This is a genomic window from Bacillus sp. Marseille-P3661 (assembly GCF_900240995.1).
Classification (GTDB): domain Bacteria; phylum Bacillota; class Bacilli; order Bacillales; family Bacillaceae_J; genus OESV01.
The window spans coordinates 226569-248264 of sequence record NZ_LT965955.1; the positions used below are offsets into that span (position 1 = coordinate 226569).

The 21696-nt window shown below is 36.3% G+C and carries 16 protein-coding genes; 12 read left to right on the forward strand and 4 right to left on the reverse strand.

Annotated features, from left to right (window positions below; all coding sequences use genetic code 11):
• Positions 1-72: 72 nt before the first annotated feature.
• The 4 genes from C1724_RS18060 (at position 73) to C1724_RS18075 (ending at position 4400) form a co-directional block, all read left to right on the forward strand.
• Positions 73-1023 carry an AAA family ATPase gene (locus C1724_RS18060; protein WP_374703473.1) on the forward strand — a complete coding sequence of 317 codons (951 nt, stop codon included), beginning with the start codon at positions 73-75 and terminating at the stop codon, positions 1021-1023.
• Entirely contained in the window at positions 1016-2392 is a 1377-nt protein-coding gene (locus C1724_RS18065) for a DUF58 domain-containing protein (RefSeq protein WP_102348152.1), read from the forward strand. The genes C1724_RS18060 and C1724_RS18065 overlap by 8 nt, the downstream gene beginning before the upstream one ends.
• A gap of 22 nt (positions 2393-2414) precedes the next feature.
• A complete protein-coding gene (locus tag C1724_RS18070) occupies positions 2415-3701 on the forward strand; it encodes a hypothetical protein (protein WP_142386573.1) in 1287 nt (428 codons plus the stop codon).
• Positions 3702-3776: 75 nt separating this feature from the next.
• Positions 3777-4400, forward strand: a complete 624-nt coding sequence (locus C1724_RS18075) for a LysE family translocator (RefSeq protein WP_102348154.1) — start codon at positions 3777-3779, stop codon at positions 4398-4400.
• A gap of 148 nt (positions 4401-4548) precedes the next feature.
• On the opposite strand, the gene C1724_RS18080 is transcribed toward C1724_RS18075, so the two are convergent.
• On the reverse strand, positions 4549-5430 hold the full coding sequence (locus tag C1724_RS18080; protein WP_102348155.1) for an AraC family transcriptional regulator: 882 nt from the start codon (positions 5428-5430) through the stop codon (positions 4549-4551).
• 136 nt (positions 5431-5566) lie between these two features.
• Here C1724_RS18080 and C1724_RS18085 point away from each other — a divergent pair, with 136 nt between their 5' ends.
• From C1724_RS18085 to glnA, 4 genes are all read left to right on the forward strand, one after another.
• Complete coding sequence (locus C1724_RS18085; RefSeq protein ID WP_102348156.1) at positions 5567-7066, forward strand: UxaA family hydrolase; 1500 nt, start codon at positions 5567-5569, stop codon at positions 7064-7066.
• 47 nt (positions 7067-7113) lie between these two features.
• Positions 7114-8361 (forward strand): lactate racemase domain-containing protein, encoded by a 1248-nt coding sequence (locus C1724_RS18090; RefSeq protein WP_102348367.1) that lies wholly within the window; start codon positions 7114-7116, stop codon positions 8359-8361.
• A gap of 1094 nt (positions 8362-9455) precedes the next feature.
• Positions 9456-10043, forward strand: a complete 588-nt coding sequence (locus C1724_RS18095) for a DNA-3-methyladenine glycosylase (RefSeq protein ID WP_102348157.1) — start codon at positions 9456-9458, stop codon at positions 10041-10043.
• Positions 10044-10493: 450 nt separating this feature from the next.
• On the forward strand, positions 10494-11846 hold the full coding sequence (gene glnA, locus C1724_RS18100) for a type I glutamate--ammonia ligase (RefSeq protein ID WP_102348158.1): 1353 nt from the start codon (positions 10494-10496) through the stop codon (positions 11844-11846).
• Between the two features lie 150 nt (positions 11847-11996).
• On the opposite strand, the gene C1724_RS18105 is transcribed toward glnA, so the two are convergent.
• Entirely contained in the window at positions 11997-13220 is a 1224-nt protein-coding gene (locus tag C1724_RS18105) for an EAL domain-containing protein (RefSeq protein ID WP_102348159.1), read from the reverse strand.
• 250 nt (positions 13221-13470) lie between these two features.
• Between C1724_RS18105 and C1724_RS18110 the strand changes: the two genes are divergently transcribed.
• Both C1724_RS18110 and C1724_RS18115 read left to right on the forward strand, forming a co-directional pair.
• Positions 13471-14163 carry a response regulator transcription factor gene (locus C1724_RS18110; protein WP_102348160.1) on the forward strand — a complete coding sequence of 231 codons (693 nt, stop codon included), beginning with the start codon at positions 13471-13473 and terminating at the stop codon, positions 14161-14163.
• Positions 14141-16357 (forward strand): HAMP domain-containing sensor histidine kinase, encoded by a 2217-nt coding sequence (locus C1724_RS18115; RefSeq protein ID WP_102348161.1) that lies wholly within the window; start codon positions 14141-14143, stop codon positions 16355-16357. Before C1724_RS18110 ends, C1724_RS18115 begins: the two co-directional genes overlap by 23 nt.
• Before the next feature lie 158 nt (positions 16358-16515).
• Here the strand turns inward: C1724_RS18115 and C1724_RS18120 are convergent, their stop codons facing one another.
• Positions 16516-17235, reverse strand: coding sequence for a YebC/PmpR family DNA-binding transcriptional regulator (locus tag C1724_RS18120; RefSeq protein WP_102348162.1), 720 nt, complete (start codon positions 17233-17235; stop codon positions 16516-16518).
• 355 nt (positions 17236-17590) lie between these two features.
• Between C1724_RS18120 and C1724_RS18125 the strand changes: the two genes are divergently transcribed.
• Positions 17591-19582, forward strand: coding sequence for a YjhG/YagF family D-xylonate dehydratase (locus C1724_RS18125; RefSeq protein WP_102348163.1), 1992 nt, complete (start codon positions 17591-17593; stop codon positions 19580-19582).
• Between the two features lie 431 nt (positions 19583-20013).
• On the opposite strand, the gene C1724_RS18130 is transcribed toward C1724_RS18125, so the two are convergent.
• Entirely contained in the window at positions 20014-20343 is a 330-nt protein-coding gene (locus C1724_RS18130) for a MerR family transcriptional regulator (protein ID WP_102348164.1), read from the reverse strand.
• Between the two features lie 490 nt (positions 20344-20833).
• On the opposite strand from C1724_RS18130, the gene C1724_RS18135 reads away from it, so the two are divergent.
• On the forward strand, positions 20834-21613 hold the full coding sequence (locus tag C1724_RS18135) for a class I SAM-dependent methyltransferase (protein WP_102348165.1): 780 nt from the start codon (positions 20834-20836) through the stop codon (positions 21611-21613).
• The last annotated feature ends 83 nt before the right edge of the window (positions 21614-21696 follow it).

A 21696-nucleotide genomic window follows, 5' to 3' on the forward strand; every position in this document is an offset into this window, starting at 1 on the left:
AATTCTTGTAACGACTTTTAATTTTTAGAAAAGTGAAAATTCTGTAATGTAAACAAATAGGAGGCAATGCAGGTGAATCAACCAATAAAACTAGTTAACGATGAACTTTCAAAGGTAATTATCGGCCGAAGTAAGGAAACAAAGCTTTTGTTTACTGCATTAATAGCGAAAGGTCATGTATTGCTTGAAGATCTTCCTGGACTGGGAAAAACAGTTATGGCAAAAGCCTTTTCGCGTGTTATCGATTGTACCTTTACCAGAATTCAATGCACACCAGACTTATTGCCTTCTGATGTGATTGGAACAACTGTGTTTCATCCTCAAAAGTCGGAATTTGAGTTTAAACGGGGCCCAATTTTTAATCAAATTGTGCTAGTTGATGAAATTAACCGTGCACTGCCACGTACACAATCTAGTTTTCTAGAAAGTATGGAAGAAAGGCAAATTTCTATAGAGGGTCGAACGCTCCAACTGCAAGAGCCATTTTTTATTATTGCAACACAAAATCCAATTGAAATGGAAGGTACTTTTCCACTGCCAGAAGCGCAATTAGATCGTTTTTTAATGAACATTCAATTTGGCTATTTATCTCTTGAAGAGGAAGTGGAAATGATTGAAAAAGTTGGAGATGCACTGCCATTTGAGCAGCTTGAAGAAATTCTTTCTCCTGCTGATATCAAGGTATTGCAAACGGAAAGTGAACAAGTTACGGTTCGGTCTGAAATTGTTCAATATATCGTGGCATTAGCAAACGAAACTAGGAATCATTCACTTGTGTCTGTGGGCGTTAGCCCGCGGGGCACTAAAGCACTATATAAAACGATTAAAGTATGGGCATTGTTAAATGGAAGAAGTTATGTATTACCAGATGATGTAAAAGATTTACTTCCATATGTTTGGGGTCACCGTCTTGTATTAAAATCAGAAGTTCGCTTAACTGGAAAAACAGGCGTTGATATTTTAACGGAAATTGTTAATAAAACTGAAATTCCCAAAGAAAAAGTAGGCCGTTACCATGATTGAAACTGAGAAAGAGGAACATTCGAGGAAGGCTGACAAAACAGTAGTCCCAGAAGAGATGAACAAAGAAACACAATCGAAACTAAGCGGTAAAGCAAGATTAACAAAAAAGTACAACCAAGTGAATATGACAGGTGAGACTAAACAGGTAAATGAAACAGAAAAGCGTGACCAGCCTCAAGAGGCAGGGCACCTGGATGAAGAAGACGAATCCCGAGTACCTCAAAAAACAAGTTTATTGTTTGAACGCTATGCTGTCTGGGGGATGCTTGTTTTCCTAATTTTATCAATTTGGTTTCAAGTTTCGCCATATATCATTCTTTCAGTGTTTTTAATTATTTTATATGTTCTTTTAATATGGTGGAAGAAGAAGTCGCTGCAAAAAGTAGACTCTACAATCCATTTAGAAAAAAGTCATATCTTTGCAGGTGAATCAACACGATTGCTAGCAGCAGTTTCAAATAATAAATGGTTGCCGTTAGTTTGGCTTGAAGTTGAGTTGAATAAGACAAATGGTTTGAAATGGGAGCAAGCTCGTGACCGGTATGTTATGAGAATATTATGGCTTTTATGGTATCAAAAAGTAGAGTGGGATATTGATATTTTAGCTGAACAACGTGGAGTATATGCATTAGGGCAGACAATAGTGCTGCGTTCAGGAGATGGCTTTCGTTTTACAGAAGTAGAAAAAGAGATTTTAGGATATGGAGCAGAGCTTTATGTATATCCAAAGCTAGTGCCTGTGAAAGTCCCTAGCCTTGCTCTTGTTTCTCAGTGGGGTGCAGATGGAAGAAAAGGTGGTATTCATGAGGACCCATTATTAATCCGTGGTGTACGTGAGTACCAACATGGCGATGAATGGAAAAGAATTAATTGGCAAGCAACAGCAAGAACAGGAAAGCTGCAAATTTCAGAATATGAACGTATGCTGCCTAAAAATTTAATATTTTACATCGATGTGCAAGGATTTAATGTCCCTGAGAAAAAACAGGAGTTTGAATGGTTTTTATCTGTTATAGCATCAATGGCAGTAGCTTATGATAACCAAGGGGTAAAGCTGCAATATGGTATCAATGGTGTAAATCATAAAAATCAAGGCATTGCTTATTCAGGCCATAGTGCAAGTATTACTGCTTTTTTAGAGAAAATGGCAAGTGTAACCGCAGTTAGCGCCACTAAAAATAAGCTGTTATCCATGCTCTCGGCAGAGGCTCCTCTATTTATTTTTTGCAGCAGCGTAAGACAGGACCATCTAAATTATGTGAAACAGCATAACAATAAGCCTATTTTAGTTTTATATTTGAACGAGAGTTCGTTAGCTGTACAACTAGGATCTAAAGGGAGACATCTGCAATCCGTCATGACAGTCTAGTAGAATGAAAGGGATCAAAGGAATGAGCGGAAAATATATTTTAAAATATAGCATTACACTTTATTGTGAAATGATTTGGCTTTACTTTGCGCTTATCGTCTGGAGTAAGCTGGAATGGGAAGTTGAAACTTCCCCTTTAATGATACTATTTATTGTTCCAACAATTTTGGCCGTTTTCTTGTACCTTATTACAAGGACGTTCATCCGTAATTTTTATGTTCAGTATAGTTCCATATTGATTGTGTTTTTTATGTATATATATTTTCTTTGGAATCAAGTCGCACCTCACGGCGGCCTAGCCTATGAACTAACTGTTTGTGCAGTCGCATTTCATCTGTTTTTAAGAAGTCTTTATTTTTTAAATAAGGAACCGAAACGAATCAATATGCTAATTCGTTTTGAAGGAAATATTTTTATTTATATATTTCTTGTATTGTTTTTTCAAGCAAATCCAGTGCTAACTGTAAATCTTCATATTTATTTCTTTGTGGCGATTATTTTAAGTTTAGCAGGCATGGTGTTAACTTTATATCCTGATGAAACTTCCAATGATGGTGAAGAAGATGTTGAAATTAGGAAAGTAGGGAATGTCGGTTGGCTTCCATATGCGGTAGCTAGTGTATTTCTAATTATTATAGCCTCGGGCTTTTTATTGCTATTACCAGGTGTACATTCAGTAGTTACCTCAACATTATTGGCCGCCTGGAATATCCTTTTAAAGGTTGGGAGTATTATTCAATCGGTGCTGCTGTGGATTATGTCACTTTTTCCAACGCCAGATAGCGGGGGCCCGCTTGAGATGGAACCTGGAATGGCTCCATCGATGGTAGAAGGAAAAGAGGAAATACCTCAGGTTAGTCTCCCTCTTTTTGAAATTTTAACTGTTGTAGCGGGTGCAGGTATATTACTTGGCTTATGGTTTTTACTAAAAGGATTGAAAAAAAGATCTTTACCACAGAGAGTTAATCAGCGTCGGAAATTCATAAAAAGATCAAAATCGTTTAGTTTATTCGGTTGGTTAAAAAGACTATTTAATAAAGGGTTTAGAGCAGTGGCAAGGAACTTCTCCTTTTATTATGAAAATGATGCTTATTGGGAGTTTTATAAACTATCAAAATGGGGTCGAAAGCAAGGCTATCCTAGATTGTCTACTGAAACGCCGCATGAATATGCAGCAAAGCTTACCGCTTTACCTTTATTTAGTGAGCATGAAAGTGGGACATTAAAATATACTAAAGAATCCATTAATAAATTAATAAATGATTATACGGCCGCTTATTATGGAAAACAGAGTGAAACAACGCATTAAAAGGGCTTAGAGAAATAAGATTCTAAGCCTTAATTTTAGTAATAGAACTATCCTTAAAAAATTGGGGTGATAGATGTGGACTTTCTGTCTATAATATCTTTTTTAGGTGCTGCAATAGTTCTTACCCTTATGCCTGGGCCAGATAACTTGTTCACCTTGACACAGAGTATAGCAAATGGGAAAAATGCAGGAATTTTTACTACTCTGGGGCTTTGCACAGGATTATTAGTACATATTTCTGCTGCGACCATCGGAATTTCAGCAGTGATTTATCAGTCAGCTTTTGCTTTTACAGTAGTGAAATATGCAGGAGCAGCATACTTGTTATTCTTAGCATTTAAGTCATTTAAAGAAAAAGAATCGAGTTTAAACCTTAACAACGAGGATTCTTTAGAGTACAAATCTTTATACAAAAAAGGAATCATAATGAATCTATTAAATCCAAAAGTTTCTTTGTTTTTCTTGGCATTCTTTCCGCAGTTCATCAATTATGAGTATGGTAATGTTTCTATACAAATGCTTATCTATGGAATCCTATTTCTAGTCCAAGCATTAGTAATTTTCACTTTAATAAGCATCTTTGCTGGAAAAGTAGGTTATTTTCTACGCAAAAATGCATCAATAACTAAAAAGATGAATATTATTCAAGGCTCATTGTTTACACTCATAGGGTTAAAAATTACTTTTAGCCAAAAATAATATATTTAAAGAGTAGTCTAAAGCTACTCTTTTTCTAAGCCCATGAGCAAAAATTATAGTGCTAAAATTAGTTGCTATATTTTGAAAATTACTGATATATTAAAATCATACGTTAATCGGGGATGGACTTGTTACTTAAAGATATTCTTTAACTTTTTAGTTTATTATAATTCGCATTTTTTCGATAATCGGCAGGCGTATGACCAATATATTTTTTAAACGTACGATGGAAGTGGGGCATACTTTCAAATCCACACTGCTCGGCAATAGCTGCGATTTTATCGTTTGTACGCAACAGTAGCTCTTTCGCTTTTAATATGCGTTTTGTTGTAATATATTCTGATATATTTAATCCGGTCGTTTCTTTAAAGACACGGCTTAAATGTGCAATGCTTACATTGCTATGACTTGATAGCATTTCTAAAGTTATTTTGTCTGTAAAATGCTGTTCTAAATATTCGAGAATATCTTTCATCCAAGATGGCCCCAAATGGGTAGACTGTGAATTTTGTTCGGGGTTTTTAATCATTGTTCGACTTAAGAATAATAGTAATAACTGAACATGTGTTAAGGCGGCATGGCGATAACCCATTTCTTTATTAGTTAACTCAAAATAGATTTGATCTAAAAGCGTATTGATGTGTCTTTGCTGATCTTTTTGCAAGATATATTTATACGATTTCGATCGAAGACTTTCCTCAAAAATTTGCAAATAAGAAAAAGTATCACCGAGAAATCGGTTGGTAATGAGCAATGGATTAAAGTAAATGGCTGTAGATGTAGCGGGAGTTTTCTCATCAGGAATAACACGATGAATTGTATTTCCCGGAATCACAAAGACATTTCCACCCTCCATTTTTCGAACAGATTGGTCGATAAAGGATGTCCCCTTTCCGCGATGAACAAAGATAAGTTCGTACCAATCATGAAAATGATAGGGAAGTTCATCTTGAATTCTTTTTGTATCTTTATAGACTATTTGCAGCGGAAAAGAACTATTAGGATCAAATTGTTTCCGAATGGGTTTCATTTTTATCACCGTTTTGGTTGATGTTTTGTATTAACAATATCAAAATAAGGTATGTTTTTGCAATTATACGCTATTTTTGTTCGCAAATCCTCATGTTAAAATTGAATGTAAAGACAAAATCTAAAGGTGATTATTAATGAAAAATTCATATATTCAAATACACCATAATGACTCAGTAATCATTGCTTTACAAAGCTTTAAACAAGGTGAAATTATTGAGGTAAATGGTTCATCACTTCAATTAAAAGAGGATATTGAATACGGGCATAAAATAGCTCTTAAAAATATTGCAGTAGATGAGGATGTTATTAAATATGGTTTCCCGATTGGACATGCTACCCGGGAAATAACTGCGGGTGAATGGATTCATACTCATAATGTAAAAACTAACCTTAAAGGTAAACTTGATTATACGTTTAACCAAAAGATGACAAAACATGAACAACTATTACCCGTGAATGAATTAACGTTTAACGGCTATGTTAGAAGTAATGGCGATGTTGGCATTCGCAATGAAATTTGGATCATCAATACAGTCGGCTGTATTAATAAAACAGCTGAACTGTTAGCAAAGATGGCAACAAAAGAATTTAGTGACCAAAATATTGACGGGGTCTATCACTTTCCGCATCCATTTGGATGTTCACAGTTAGGCGACGATCTTCATAATACACAAAAAATATTAAGAAATTTGGTGCAGCACCCTAATGCTGCAGGTGTGTTAGTGCTAGGTCTTGGCTGTGAAAATAACCATATTCCAGTATTTAAAGAAGTACTTGGTGAATATGATGAAAATCGTGTTAAATTTTTAAGTGTACAAGCTGTTGATGATGAGCTTGAAGAAGGAATAGATGTAATCGAAGAGTTAGTTAACTATGCAAGTCAATTTAAAAGACAACCTGTTCCACTTTCAAAATTAAAAGTAGGCTTAAAATGTGGAGGCTCTGATGGGTTATCAGGAATTACAGCCAACCCTTTAGTTGGAGCTTTTTCAGATGATTTAATTGCTGCCGGTGGAACAACGGTTTTAACTGAAGTTCCTGAAATGTTTGGTGCAGAAACAATTTTAATGGAACGGGCTAAAGATGAGCAAACTTTCAACCAAATTGTCAATTTAGTAAATGATTTTAAAGATTACTTTATAAAGCATGATCAACCTGTATATGAGAACCCTTCACCAGGTAATAAAAAAGGTGGAATAACAACGCTTGAAGAAAAGTCACTAGGCTGTGTCCAAAAAGGTGGAACAAGTGCTGTTCAGGATGTTCATGATTATGGTGGAATTGCCACCAAACCAGGCTTAAATCTTTTACAAGGCCCTGGTAATGACCTGGTATCTGTTACTTCATTAGCAGCATCAGGCGCACATATTGTACTATTTACAACGGGAAGAGGCACACCGTTTGGAGGGCCTGTTCCAACTGTCAAGATCTCGTCTAACACAGCTCTTGCTGAGAAAAAGAAAAGCTGGATTGACTTTAATGCAGGGCAATTAGTTGAAGGGAAACCGATGGAGCAGCTGCGATATGAATTTTTACAATATGTAATAAATGTAGCATCAGGTGAAAGCTATACAAATAATGAGAAAAACGGATATAAAGAGATTTCTATCTTTAAAGATGGAGTGTTTTTATAAATACTGGAGTTCGAAGAAACGAGGGATGTAAATTGAGTTTAGCAGGTATGGATGTAATCAATAAATTACTAGATGATGTAAAGCTACCTAAAATGGTTAAAGTTAAACAAAACTTTTATGCACCTGAAGTAGAGGATGTAGCTGCAGAGGTTCATAAGGTGATCAATGAAGCGGGTGTTTTGAGCCGAATTGAAAAAGGCGACAAGGTTGCAATTGCAGTAGGTAGTCGTGGTGTTGCAAAAATTAATGTTTTAGCACGTGAAGTTGTCAATGCTGTAAAGTCAGTTGGTGGAGAGCCGTTCGTTTTTCCTGCAATGGGAAGTCATGGCGGTGCTACAGCTGAAGGACAAAAAGGTGTATTGGAGCATATGGGCGTAACAGAAGAGTTTATTGGCGCACCTATTCGAGCAACGATGGAGGTTGTTAAAGTTGGCGAATTAGATAATGGTGTACCATGTTACGTTGATAAATATGCCTATGAAGCAGATAAGATCATCGTGATCAACCGTATAAAAGCACATACTGCTTTCCGTGGAAAGTACGAAAGCGGCTTAATGAAAATGATGACAATTGGTTTAGGTAAACAAAAAGGAGCAGACGCAGCTCATCAATATGGTTTTGGCTACATGGCAAAACATGTTGAGGAAATTGCTAACATCGTAATGAAAAAGGCTCCAGTTATATTTGGTTTAGGTTCAATCGAAAATGCATATGATCATGTTGCGAAAATTGTAGCTCTTCCGGTTGAGAGAATTCCAGAAGAAGAACCAGCGTTACTGCAGGAAGCAAAAGGCTTAATGGCTCGTATTATGTTTGAAAATATCGATGTACTTGTTGTTGATGAAATGGGTAAAGATATTTCTGGTGACGGCATGGATCCAAACATTATTGGACGATATGCGACACCATACGCGAGCGGAGGCCCTGATGTAAAGCGAATCGTAGTGCTTGATTTAACAAAGGTTACTCACGGAAATGCGAACGGAATTGGTCTTGCAGACATCATTACGAAAAAGCTGTTCGATCAAATCGACTATGTACAAGGGTTCGCAAATGGTTTAACAAGTACGGTTACGGATGTTGTGAAAGTACCGATGTTTATGGAAACAAATGAATTAGCTGTTAAAGCTGGCGTTAAAACATGCAACACTTTTGATAAAGAAAATGTTAAAATTGTTCGCATCAAAAACACACTCGAAGTTGGGGAAATTTGGATATCTGAAGGATTATTAGAAGCAGCAAAAAATAATCCGGAAATCGAAATTCTAAGCGAACCATTTGAAATGGAATATTAATAGAGCGGGGCTTTTTGTAAAGTAAGTCTTATTGATGTAAAAACACATGGCGTTTTTGTAGTAACGGGTTTACTTGTGAGGTGCAAAACGGTAAATAGCAGACCGAATCAAATAGCAAATCACATAAACTTCACAGTAAAAAGGCTTAGAGATGCAATATCTCTAAGCCCTTTTTACTTTTCATTTTTCCCCGAAACCACCCGTAAGTTGTCCAATTTCATTAGATGCTAAAGCGAGTTTGATATATAAGCGGAGAAATTTCGCTTAATTAGGAAATGGCACTGAAAATAGCTTAAATAGACGGAAAGATTCCGCCTATTTACTCGAAAAACGTAAAAATGGGTACCTTTGCTTTGCTTAATCGGAAAATCTCCGCTTATATACCTCAAACCAAGCTCTATCCTGCTGTTTAACCGAAAAATCTCCGCTTATTATTACTAACTCTGGTTACTCAATTATAATCTACATACTAAATCTCAAAATCAAGCACCCTCCAATATTTATTTCATACCCTGTGATTTACNCAAACCAAGCTCTATCCTGCTGTTTAACCGAAAAATCTCCGCTTATTATTACTAACTCTGGTTACTCAATTATAATCTACATACTAAATCTCAAAATCAAGCACCCTCCAATATTTATTTCATACCCTGTGATTTACTATTTGAATTAGGAGACGATTAGTTATTAAAATTCGCCAACATGTTTATAAATCAGTAAAAAACGCACTGTGAATTATAGTGTGAATTCAAGTGCGCTTTCCTATGTGTTTTACAATGTTTGCACCTCTGAAGTAAACCTGTTAGTTTTTGTAGCCATGTGTTTTTCTGGTTCTTAGGCCTTTTTAAAATTAACTACATGAGGGTATAGCGAATATGTAATGAATGCCATCGATTGTATGCTGGAGGTAATCAATAGGCAGCACGTGTCAGTTCACCTATTAATGTTTCGGTAGTAGTAACTTGAAGTTTTTCACCTATATGCATTAAAAGTTTAGAGCAGGGCTAAATATATGTTAATGATAATGTTTTGTGTATTGTATGATGTGTTTTTATGTAAAGCTAAAATATAACAGTGTTTTGTGAGGTGCAAGAATGTCATTGAAACCGTTGGATTCCCACTTTTATAAGCTACCAACACTCGAACTGGCACGTATGTTACTTGGAAAATTACTAGTAAAGGAAACTGTAGAGGGGATTGCTTCTGGCTGGATAGTTGAAACGGAGGCGTATAAAGGGCCAAGCGACCGTGCTGCGCATAGTTTTAATAATCGCCGGACTAAAAGAACAGAGGTTATGTTTGGTCCACCTGGCTATGCTTATGTTTATCAAATGCATACCCATAGTCTTGTAAATGTAGTAAGTGGGCAGGCGGGGCAACCGGAAGCTATTTTAATAAGAGCTGTTCAGCCGCATATCGGGATTGAGCTCATGTATAATCGCCGTGGTCATTTGAAAAAAGAAACAGAGCTTACATCTGGACCAGGTAAATTAACAAAAGCACTTGGTATTGATAAAAATGACTATGGGCGCCCCTTGTTTGAGCAGCCGTTATTTATAGCGGAAGGATTTGAACCGGAAGTGATTTCAGCTGGCCCTCGGATTGGCATTGACAATAGCGGTGAAGCGAAAGAATATCCTTGGCGCTATTGGGTGACAGATAATCCGTTTGTTTCAAGGTAGTACTTTTTATGTTAGCACAAGAAAAAGTAACGAAGGGCACTGCTTTATTAATAAGTCTAATAAAAGTAAGAGTGACACTTTGCCCTTTTTGCAAAATTGAAAGACTAACCCCTATCGTAATCTGATATTCTGTATAGTTTACATAAATAATTCAATCCTAACGGATAATCACAAAGAAGAGCTCACCTGTTCTCGCTAACACTAACGGTAAATTATGCAGCCCATCATACCAGCAAATCTAGAGTTTTAAACCATATGAGTGTACTCAAACTCCTTCATTGTCACTTTGTATAATTGCTGTAAAGTATTAATGTCCTGTCGTTAATTTTTATTAAAAATCACTTCCGAAAAACAATGTTAGAAAATCTAACATATTATGTTACAAATTATGCCGTATGTGTTAACTTTATATCAACGACAAATAATTTAATCGGAAGGGGATTTTTATAAATGAGTACATTAACAGTTGGGACTACGTTAGAAACTATTAAAGAGGAAATTAAAAAGAGTAATGTTGAGCTATTGCATTTACAATTTGTTGATATAGAGGGAGTATTAAAACATGTAACAGTTACAGTTGAGCAACTTGATGATGTGGTAGATGGAAAAATTATGTTCGATGGTTCTTCTGTTGCTGGCTTTTCACCAATTAATAAATCAGATTTGTACCTACTGCCTGACTTAAATACATTCGCAGTTTTACCATGGTCTGTTGAACCAAATTATTCTGAAGGCAGATTTATTTGTAGCATTACAAACCCGGACGGCACACTTTTTGAAGGTGACCCGCGTAATATTATGAAAAAAACTATTGATAAAGCGGCTGAAAAAGGCTACTCAATTAATGTAGGCCCGGAGCTTGAGTTCTTTCTGTTTAAAGCCGATGAAAATGGTCTGCCAATCCAAGAAACACAAGACCTTGGTGGTTACTTTGAAACTTCCCCGAGGGATTATGGTGAAAGGGTTCGTCTAGAAATTTATCGTGCACTAAAGAAAATGGGCTTTACCATTGAAGCGTCACACCACGAAGTTGCCGAAGGACAACATGAAATTAACTTTAAGTATGACAATGCATTAACCGCTGCTGATCTTGCGACAACATACAAGTGGGTTGTAAAAACCATTGCAAGACAATTCGGATTGCATGCGACATTTATGCCTAAGCCAATTTTTGGTTCAAACGGAAGTGGCATGCATGTAAATATCTCATTATTTAATAATGAAAAAGGGTCGAACGCATTCTTTGATGAAAATGATCCAAGACAATTATCAGAAACTGCATATCAATTTATTGCTGGGTTATTAGATAACGTGAAATCTTTTGCAGCTATAACAAATCCTCTAGTAAACTCTTATAAGCGTTTAGTTCCTGGATATGAAGCTCCTTGCTATATTGCATGGTCAGCATCAAACCGCTCTGCACTTATTCGGATTCCTGCAAAGCGTGGCATAGCAACTCGAGTGGAAATTCGTTGCCCAGATCCATCAGCGAATCCATATTTTGCATATGCAGCAATTGCGGCAGCGGGATTAGCTGGTGTAACTAGTGCCTTAGAAGTCCCGGCTGAAATTGTTGATGACATTTTCAGTATGTCAGAGTCTGAACGTACAAACCGTGGTATTGAAAATTTACCAACAACTTTAGGTGAAGCGATTGCTGAGCTTAAAGAAGGTACCATTGGTCGCGAGGTACTTGGTGAGCATGCGTACAACGAATATGTGGCGCTTAAGGATAAAGAATGGGAAAGTTATCGTATGGCAGTGACAGAATGGGAATTAAATCGCTATCAAGTAAAATTCTAATTTAGCAAAAAACCTTTCTAAAGGCTTAGTCCTTTAGAAAGGTTTTTTTGTGATATAGTGCAGGATTTGAAAGAACTCACTGGGATATAGGTGGTAAGTTTTCTTATAAGGTAGCTTTTTAAACGTCTACTAAAATAGGCTAAACAAAGTTTAACCTATTTTAGGAAGTGAAGAATCTACATTTAAGAAAGAAAGTGGTATATCGATGAATAAATAATAAGATTCCTCTAGTGGGTATGAAAATGTCCGCATTGGTTGGTTTGTTTCAACATCATTGTAGACATCGGATAAGATGCCCTTTTGTTCGATGGTCATCCGTGTAATGCCTTCTAAAAAATAAGGGCGCCAGCTCCAGTTTTTATTTTTATAATCTGGATCAAGAGTCCAAGAGTTAGTAGAACTTTTTACGATATTAGCGGTTTTTTGATAACCGCTTGAATCGCAAATATAAAGGCGCATTGAAAGATCGGTTAATTCATTTGCGATTTCCAATAGCCGATGATTGAAATCGGAATTATTGGCGGTCGACTCAATTAAAGTTTTTACTCTATTATTTAAAGTCACGGAAAGATAATGTTGGTCAAATAAAGCTTGCTTTTGTTCTTCGATGAAGCTAAGCAACTTTTTCTCAAACTTAGATTTTGTAAACTGCTCGGATGGTAGCTTGTCAGGATAGCCAATTTTGTAGCCTTGATAAAAACGGCCGCCATTTTTCCACGCGTAGTTAAACTGAAAATAATCTTCAATTCCCTCAAATAATAAACTCGCTCCAATTTTTCTCGCAAGTAATGATAGGGAATAGATAATACCGTCGTAAGAAGGAGAGATTTCTCCTTCTTTTATAGAGTTGATATCAACCTTTAAAATGCTTGGTTCTAAAATTGCGATCCGATCTAAATTGTTGGCACCTGTACCGACATCGTCGATCGCAATTTGAACACCTATATCTGTAAATTTAGTTAAGACTTTTTTTATTTCTGAAATATTGCCATTGTAATCATGCTCAGTGATTTCAAGAACAATGTGGTGAAGAGGAAAACCGCGGTCACTGAATTCTAATAACATTGAATAGAGTTTTTCGCCTTCATCTAGTAATAGTGCGTTCGGGTTGCGGTTAAAAAATAGCTTTGGATAGTTTCCTAAGTTCGAGGTATATTCTAGTGCTTGTCTTTGTAAATAGTTATCTACAATATTTTTAGATTCAATTGGAATGTTTGGATCGTGAAAAAAAGGCCCCAAATTGATCGTGTTACCATCTTTATTCACTCTGCCTAATACTTCGTAGCCTATTACAGACAATTGATCCGCATTGATAATCGGTTGAAAATAAGGAGTCACATTTTGTAAATTAGACAAAACATCGTATGATTTCATATTCAGTCTCCTCTTTCATGAAAATTTGTTTGTTAATTGTTTTTACATCATTTGTTATATAATATACCATTTATCATTAACGCATGGAAGTCATACTGAAATTAATGAACTTAAGAAATTCTTAAGATTTTTGCGAAGTGAAATTTAAGATTTATGTCCTATACTCTAGTTGTTGGAACAGGGAAACGAAAGATTTTACAACGCATGACCATAGCCGTGCTATACTGCAGAAAGGAGTGTGAGAGTATCGATGAATGATTATTCTGTATTGGTAGTTGATGATGAAAAGGAAATTCGAGATGTAATTGAAATTTATTTAAAAGCAGAAGGTATAACGGTATTAAAAGCAAAAGATGGTATAGAGGCAATTGAAAAGCTGCATGAGCATACTATTCATTTAATTATATTAGATATCATGATGCCACGAATGGATGGGATCGCCACTACGTTTAAGATTCGGGAAGAAAAGAATATTCCTATTATAATGCTTAGTGCCAAAAGTGAGGGCACTGATAAAATATTGGGTCTTCAGGTTGGTGCTGATGATTACGTAACAAAACCCTTTAATCCAATGGAGCTAATTGCTCGTGTAAAATCACAGTTAAGAAGGTACGTGACGCTGGGTACATATGAAGGTGTTGAGAAAGTAATTGATCTTAAAGGGTTATCGTTAGACCAAAGCGCAAAGGAAGTCAGTGTGGATGGTACGCCTGTAAAGCTAACGCCGATTGAATATAAAATCGTGGAATTATTAATGACAAATGCTGGTCGAGTCTTTTCAATTAATGATATTTATGAGCGAGTTTGGAAAGAACCGAGCTATAACGCTGAAAATACAGTTGCTGTTCATATCAGGAAAATCCGCGAAAAAATCGAAATTGATCCAAAAAATCCAAGATATTTAAAGGTTGTGTGGGGAATTGGCTATAAAATGGAAAAATAAATTAAAGATTGCTGGTTGGTTAGCACTTTTTACATTTGGATTAATCGCAGTGTTCTTAGGTGTAAATAAAATTGAGACTTACGTTAATAGAGACTATTTTCATACAGATCAATTTGAGAATGAGCTAAATCAGTTTATTGATTATTTAAGTATGTTTGAATTAAGTTATATCCCGAAAGAAGAAGTGAAAAAAGTTCTAACAGTTACGTCAGATGATATTGAAGAGCACCGCTATCGTTATGGCGACTTATCGGAACAAATCGCTAGCATCCAAAATCAATATGAGCACAAAATTCAAGACGCGCAGGCGACAAATAGAAAGGACATAGCAGATATTTTTATTGCTGAAAGAGATGCTAAGATTGCCGATATTACGAATAACTTTAAAAGCGATGAGTATGTTCGTGAAAAAATAATTAAAGAAAAAGAAGGGCAAGTTGACGAGCATTATAAAGAATTAGAGAAAAATCGTAATGAATTTAATAGATATAAAGGCTCCTTTCAATATTATTTAAAAGATACAACTACAGGTAAAGTTTATACCAACTTAAATATAGCGGCAGGTAAAAAGGTTGAAGATGTATTAAATACAGATAAAATTGCATATAAGAAATCCTATTCAAGTTCGGAGGGGTATTTATCAACGTATGACCGCTATCATTATTTTAGAGACGATAACGTTGGTAATTTAATACATGATTTAACAGCATCCACGTATGAAGGGCAAATCGTGATACCGCAATCTGCAGCTGTAGCTCAATCTGTGCTGCAAGAGTATTATGATTTTCAACAAAAACAGATGATATTCTTTATTTATGTAGCAATAGGTTTAACGGCGTTTGCAGTAAGTCTTTACTTGATGAAGAAAATGAAAATTGTTCAAGCGGTGAAATTTGATAAATGGCAAAACTTTTATAATCAAATTCCGATTGATGTCGGCGTCATTGTATTTTTGATAAGTGGTTTTATTATGTTATTTTCTTTGGTTATTAGTAGTGAAATCTATTTATATGATAATGTATATTTCTTATTAACCACGACTTTATCAAATGTGATGGTTACTTCTATATTTGTAATAATTACTTTTATCCAAGGGCAATATTTGTATGTTAGATTAAAAGGATCGTCAAATATAAAATCTGAATGGAAAACCAGTCTAGTTTATCGTTTCCGTGAAGAACTAGCTGCTATGTTTTTAAATAGGCGTGTTGGTACGCAACTATTTCTGTTGCTATCAGTTGTGTTTGCTTTTGGTCTAGGGGCAGCCGTGATTGTTGTTGAACCTGTGTTTATGCTTATTTATATTCCGGTGTTTTTGGTGATTGGCTTTCCGGTTATTATTTTGTTAATCAAGCGAATTGGTTATTTTAATCGAATTATCTATAATGCTAGTGAACTGGCAAAAGGCAATTTTGAACCTGACTTACCGATTACCGGAAAGTCGGTGTTGGCAAAGTTGGCAGAAAATATTAATACATTAAAGCATGGTGTCAAAATTTCTCAGAAAGCACAAGCTAAAAGTGAAAGATTAAAAACTGAGTTAATTACAAATGTTAGTCATGATCTACGTACGCCGTTAACTTCAATTATTACTTATACAGAGCTGCTGAAAAGTTCAGATCTAGCACCAGATGAACGTGATTCTTATGTTGAAATAATTGATCGTAAGTCGAAAAGGTTAAAGGTGCTTATTGACGACCTTTTTGAGGCTACTAAAATGGCAAGCGGAAACATCGAGCTTACAAAAGAGAAAGTGGATCTTGTCCAATTGTTGCAGCAGTCATTAGCAGAGTATGATGAAACAATTGAGCATTCAACGTTAATCTTTCGAGTCACAACACCTGAAAATCCATTATACGCAGTTGTTGATGGACAAAAGCTATGGCGAGTATTTGATAATTTAATCGGTAATATTCTCAAGTATTCATTAGAAAATACAAGGGTGTATATTGCGATAAAATTGGTGGATAATCAAGCTGAAATAACTTTTAAAAATGTAACAAAATATGAATTAGGCGATAACATAGATGAAATGTTTGAACGATTTAAGCGTGGAGATACTTCCCGACATACTGAAGGCTCAGGTCTTGGGTTAGCGATTGCGAAGTCTATCATCGATTTACATGAAGGTAACATGGATATTGAAATCGATGGTGATTTATTTAAGGTTACAATTTTGTTGAATATACATTAATAGTAACGGATTTTAAGAGAAAATAGAATACATTGAAAAAATATTTTTAAAAAGCAGCCCATTTGCAATAATAGGGCTGCTTTTGTTTCTTTTATGTCTAACTTCCATAACGGATTACTAACAGGTAATAAAAGTTTACCAATTGTAGTTTTGGACTATTATTCGCCTAAATCTACATTGTGATAAACTTGTTGAACATCTTCTAAGTCTTCTAGTACATCGATCAATTTTTCAAATTTTGCTAGTGCATCTTCTTCGAGAGTAACTTCGTTTTGGGGCATCATTGTTATTTCTGCTACTGTAAATTCTGTTATGCCGCTGTTTTTGAAAGCTTCTTGTACAGCATGAAATTGATCTGGCTCAGCGTAAACAATTACACTTTCATCTTCTTCAGCGATATCACGAACATCAATATCGGCTTCCATTAATAGTTCTAGTACTTCTTCTTCATTTTTACCCTCAATACCAATTACAGCTACTTGATCAAACATATAGGCTACAGATCCACTTACGCCCATGTTTCCGCCGTTTTTACCAAATGCAGCACGAACTTCAGATGCTGTGCGATTTACGTTATTTGTTAATGCGTCAACAATTACCATCGATCCATTTGGTCCGAAACCTTCATAACGTAGTTCGTCATAGTTTTCTTCAGAACCGCCTTTTGCTTTTTCGATTGCGCGATCGATAATAGCTTTTGGCACATTGTAGGTTTTGGCACGCTCAAGTACAACCCTTAAAGCTTGGTTTAATTCAGGATCTGGTTCACCTTGCTTAGCTACTACGTAAATTTCGCGCCCGAACTTTGCATAAATACGACTAGTATTTGCATCCTTTGACGCTTTTTTTTCTTTAATATTATTCCACTTACGTCCCATAAAAAAACACTCACTTTCAACTTGAATCTACAAAAATTTTAATTTAAATATAGTACGTCTTCAACATTTTTTCCAACTCTATCAAATGATAGGTCGGATATATGGTGAAAGCTCATTTTTTCTACATTATATTATACCCCAAATAACAACTTGTATCGAGTGCAACTATAATAAACAATGTGATATTTGATAAAAAATAACATTCATAATTTAATGATGGTAATTTCGACAAATTCTGATACACTAGAGTTGTGAGACTTTTTTAAAATATTCTTTGTTTTTTTGAATAAATTTTTCTATCTATCAGTTTATCAAAACTGCGTTTGATATTATAAAACGATAAGGGAGAATTGAAATGAGCGAAAACTTGAATTATATTTTCGGAGATACTTCCAAAGATATTTATAATGTAAAGACTAATGCGGCTGGACCAACTGGTTCGTTGCCATTAACTCCTGAAATGTTATTAAACTCACCGAGTGGTGACTTATTTGGATTAACTCAAAATGTTGGAATGGGCTGGAGCCCTGAAGAATTAAATGGCGAGCAAATATTGATCTTAAGTACACAAGGTGGTATTCGCGCGGATAACGGAAAACCGATTGCGCTAGGCTATCATAGTGGTCACTGGGAAGTTGGCCTATTAATGAAAGCGGCTGCAGAGGAAGTGAAAAAACGCGGTGGTATTCCGTTTGCGGGTTATGTAAGTGATCCTTGTGATGGACGTTCGCAAGGGACAACAGGTATGTTTGATTCGTTTCCATATCGTAATGATGCTGCAATCGTGTATCGTCGTCTTATTCGTTCGTTGCCTACTCGTAAAGCTGTTATTGGGGTTGCAACTTGTGATAAAGGAATGCCTGCGACAACAATTGCATTAGCTGCTATGCATAACCTTCCAACGATCATTGTTCCTGGTGGTGTTACGTTACCACCTACAAACGGCGAAGATGCTGGTAAAATCCAAACGATTGGTGCGCGTTATGCGAATGATGAATTATCACTACAAGATGCAGCTGACCTTGGTTGTCGTGCTTGTGCAACACCAGGTGGGGGCTGTCAATTCCTGGGAACAGCTGCAACAGCTCAAGTTGTAGCAGAAGCGCTAGGACTTTCATTACCGCATTCAGCACTAGCTCCTTCGGGACAACCAATTTGGGAAGAAATGGCTCGTGCATCAGCTCGTGCTGCGATCAAAATGGAAAAGCTAGGGATTACAACTAAAGATATCGTAACAGATGATGCAATTCATAATGCAATGGTGCTTCATGCTGCGTTTGGTGGTTCAACAAACCTATTGCTTCATATACCTGCGGTTGCTTATGCGGCAAAATGTACGATACCTACTGTTGAAGATTGGACACGCGTTAACCGTGAAGTACCAAGAATCGTTAGTGTACTTCCGAACGGTCCGGAACATCATCCAACTGTCCGTGCTTTCTTAGCAGGTGGTGTACCTGAAGTAATGCTTAAACTTCGTGGTTTAGGTGTATTACGTGAAAATGCGTTAACTGTGACAGGTCAAACTCTTGGTGAAGTATTAGATTGGTGGGAAACATCAGAAAGACGTGCAGAAATTAAGAAACGTCTTATTGAAGCAGATGGTATTGATCCGGAAGAAGTGATAATGAGTGTTGAACGTGCGAAAGAACGTGGATTAACATCAACAGTTGCATTCCCAACTGGAAACATTGCGCCAGAAGGCTCTGTAATTAAGGCGACTTCAATTGATCCATCTGTTGTTGGTGAAGATGGCGTCTACCGTCATACAGGTCAAGTAAAAGTATTTACTACGGAAAAAGCAGCAATTCAGGCTATTAAAAAAGGTGAGATTGTAAAAGGCGATATTATGGCAGTTATAGGCCGTGGACCATCTGGGACTGGCATGGAAGAAACATATCAGCTAACATCTGCATTAAAGCATTTATCATTCGGAAAATATGTGTCGCTTATTACCGATGCTCGTTTCTCGGGTGTAAGTACAGGAGCTTGTTTCGGTCATATCGGACCAGAAGGACTTGCAGGTGGCCCAATCGGAAAACTTCGTACAGGTGACGTTGTTGAATTGATCGTCGATCGAAATGAATTAAACGGCTCAATTAACTTTATCGGTGTTGGAGATGAAACGTATAGCCCTGAAGAGGGAGCGCGCATTCTTGCAGAACGTGAATCCCATCCCGAGATGGCTCCAGATCCAGATCTACCAGACGATACAAGACTTTGGGCTGCTTTACAGTCTGTGAGTGGTGGTACATGGAGAGGTAGCATTTATGACGTTGACCGTATAATTGAAACATTAGAAGCTGGTAAAAAAGCGTTAGCTGAGTTAGCTGAAAGAAAAGCGTAAGAGCCTGGGTCAGCCCCGACAGGCAAGCATCGGCTAAAACCGCGACATCCTGTTGCAACGCCGATACTAGCACGTCCTGTGCGTCGTGTTCTTCCGACGAAGAAGTCGTTAGACTTCACGAGGAGGAAGGTTACACCGGCTAAAACCGCCACGTCCTGTGGCAACGCCGGTATTAGCACATCCTGTGCGTCTTTGACCCCGAGGGGCTAGGCGATGCAGCTAGACAAAAGAAAATAAATAGAAGCTGATAAATCCGGAATAAGGATGTTGGAGTCAGCTGTTATAATAAAACGACTGTTGTGTAGGTGAACAACAGTCGTTTTACTTTTAAGTATTAAAGTTCTGCGTTATGTCTGGAAGTAGTTCAGGGGAATTTAAAGTCGTTCTTCGATGGAACGCTCGTTTTGTTATATTTAAATATTCAGTTATCTTTATTTATAATACCGGCCTTTCTGAATGCCGAACTGTGCATTTAATTGACCTTGAATCATTTTATTTCTTACAGCTTCTTTAGTCCGCTGCTCTTTAACCATATCCTGTCTGATTTCATAGGTTTGGACGCCATCTTCGATTTTATTGGCAATTTCCATTAATGTTTCAACGTCATTAAAAGAAAATTTCCTGTTCCCGCCTTGTGAACGTTTTGGAAAGATTAGCTTTCTTTCTTCGTAATACCTTATTTGACGTACAGAAAGCCCTGTTAATTCGCTAACAATTCCGATTGTTATTACTTTCTTATCTTTAAAACTATCTTCCCCCATTTTATTCACACTCCTTTAATTTTCTCCCAATTATTAATTTACTATATGTTATGAAAAATAACAACAAATGTGAATTAATATAACACAATTTTCTGCCAAAACTAGTGAAAAGTCCCAGTTAAATGCGTTAGATTAGGAAGTTAGTTATAAAACGTTACATACCGTTTGTTGGAAGAACAAAAAAACTAACATAATATTGTTTTTTTGAACAAGAGCTATAAGCAAATACAAATGGTGAAAAAGCCAGGGTTTCAAAACCTGTTTGTTAAATTTAGAAAACAGAAGATGGCTATCTTGAAATATTTGTTTTGTTTTCCTATATAAAGAGAAGGAATTGCATGTATAGTGGCGTATAAGATTAAGATAAACTGTATGAGAGTTTTAGTGTTTTGCAATGGATAAAATGAAAAAATTACTGATATACATACTGATAATATGTAGGGGTGGTATATGCGCTTATTAGCTGCCCTAATATAGGAGTGGTGACATTATGCAAAAAGACGAAAGTATTAAAGATGCGGTGAAACAACAATTTTCAAAAAACGCTGAGAAGTATGTTGCAAGTGAATCCCATGCTAAAGGAAAGGATTTGCCAATAATCGTAGATTGGCTAAAGCCGCAGCCTAACTGGAAGGCCTTAGATATTGCAACTGGTGGCGGTCATGTGGTAAAGGCCCTAGCGCCATATGTTCAGCAAGTATTTTCAACTGATTTAACAGAGCGGATGCTCCAAAGCGCAGCGGACCATTTAAATGAGCATTTTAATAATGTTTCATATGTGATTGCAGATGCAGAGGCGTTGCCGTTTTTAGCAAATACGTTTGATGTGGTAACGTGTCGGATTGCTCCACACCATTTTCCGAATCCAGAACGGTTTATTAGTGAAGTACAGAGAGTGTTAAAACCAAACGGGAAATTTATTTTAATTGATAATATTGTACCGAATGATTCAGAACTAGCTAATTTTATGAATACCTTTGAAAAATTACGTGATGAAAGTCATGTTCGTTGCTTATCAGTCAACGAATGGCAAGCGCATTTTACATCATCAGGTCTAAAGGAAGTAAAGTCAGAGTTAAAAAAGAAAACACATGATTATCAAACATGGGTAAAGGTAACGACTAAAAATGAGGAACAAGTGGAAAGTGTGAATCAATACTTTCTAAATGCTGCTGAAAAGCTGCAACAATACTATTCTGTTAAAGTTGTTAATAACGAGATCCAATCAATCACAGTTGATGAGTGGATGGTGCTTTGCGAAAAAAGATAATGATGTTTGATTAGTGCTGTTCGGAAAAATCCATAACTGTGATGTACTCTTTGGTACCCGACTTACAGCTAGATTATAGGATG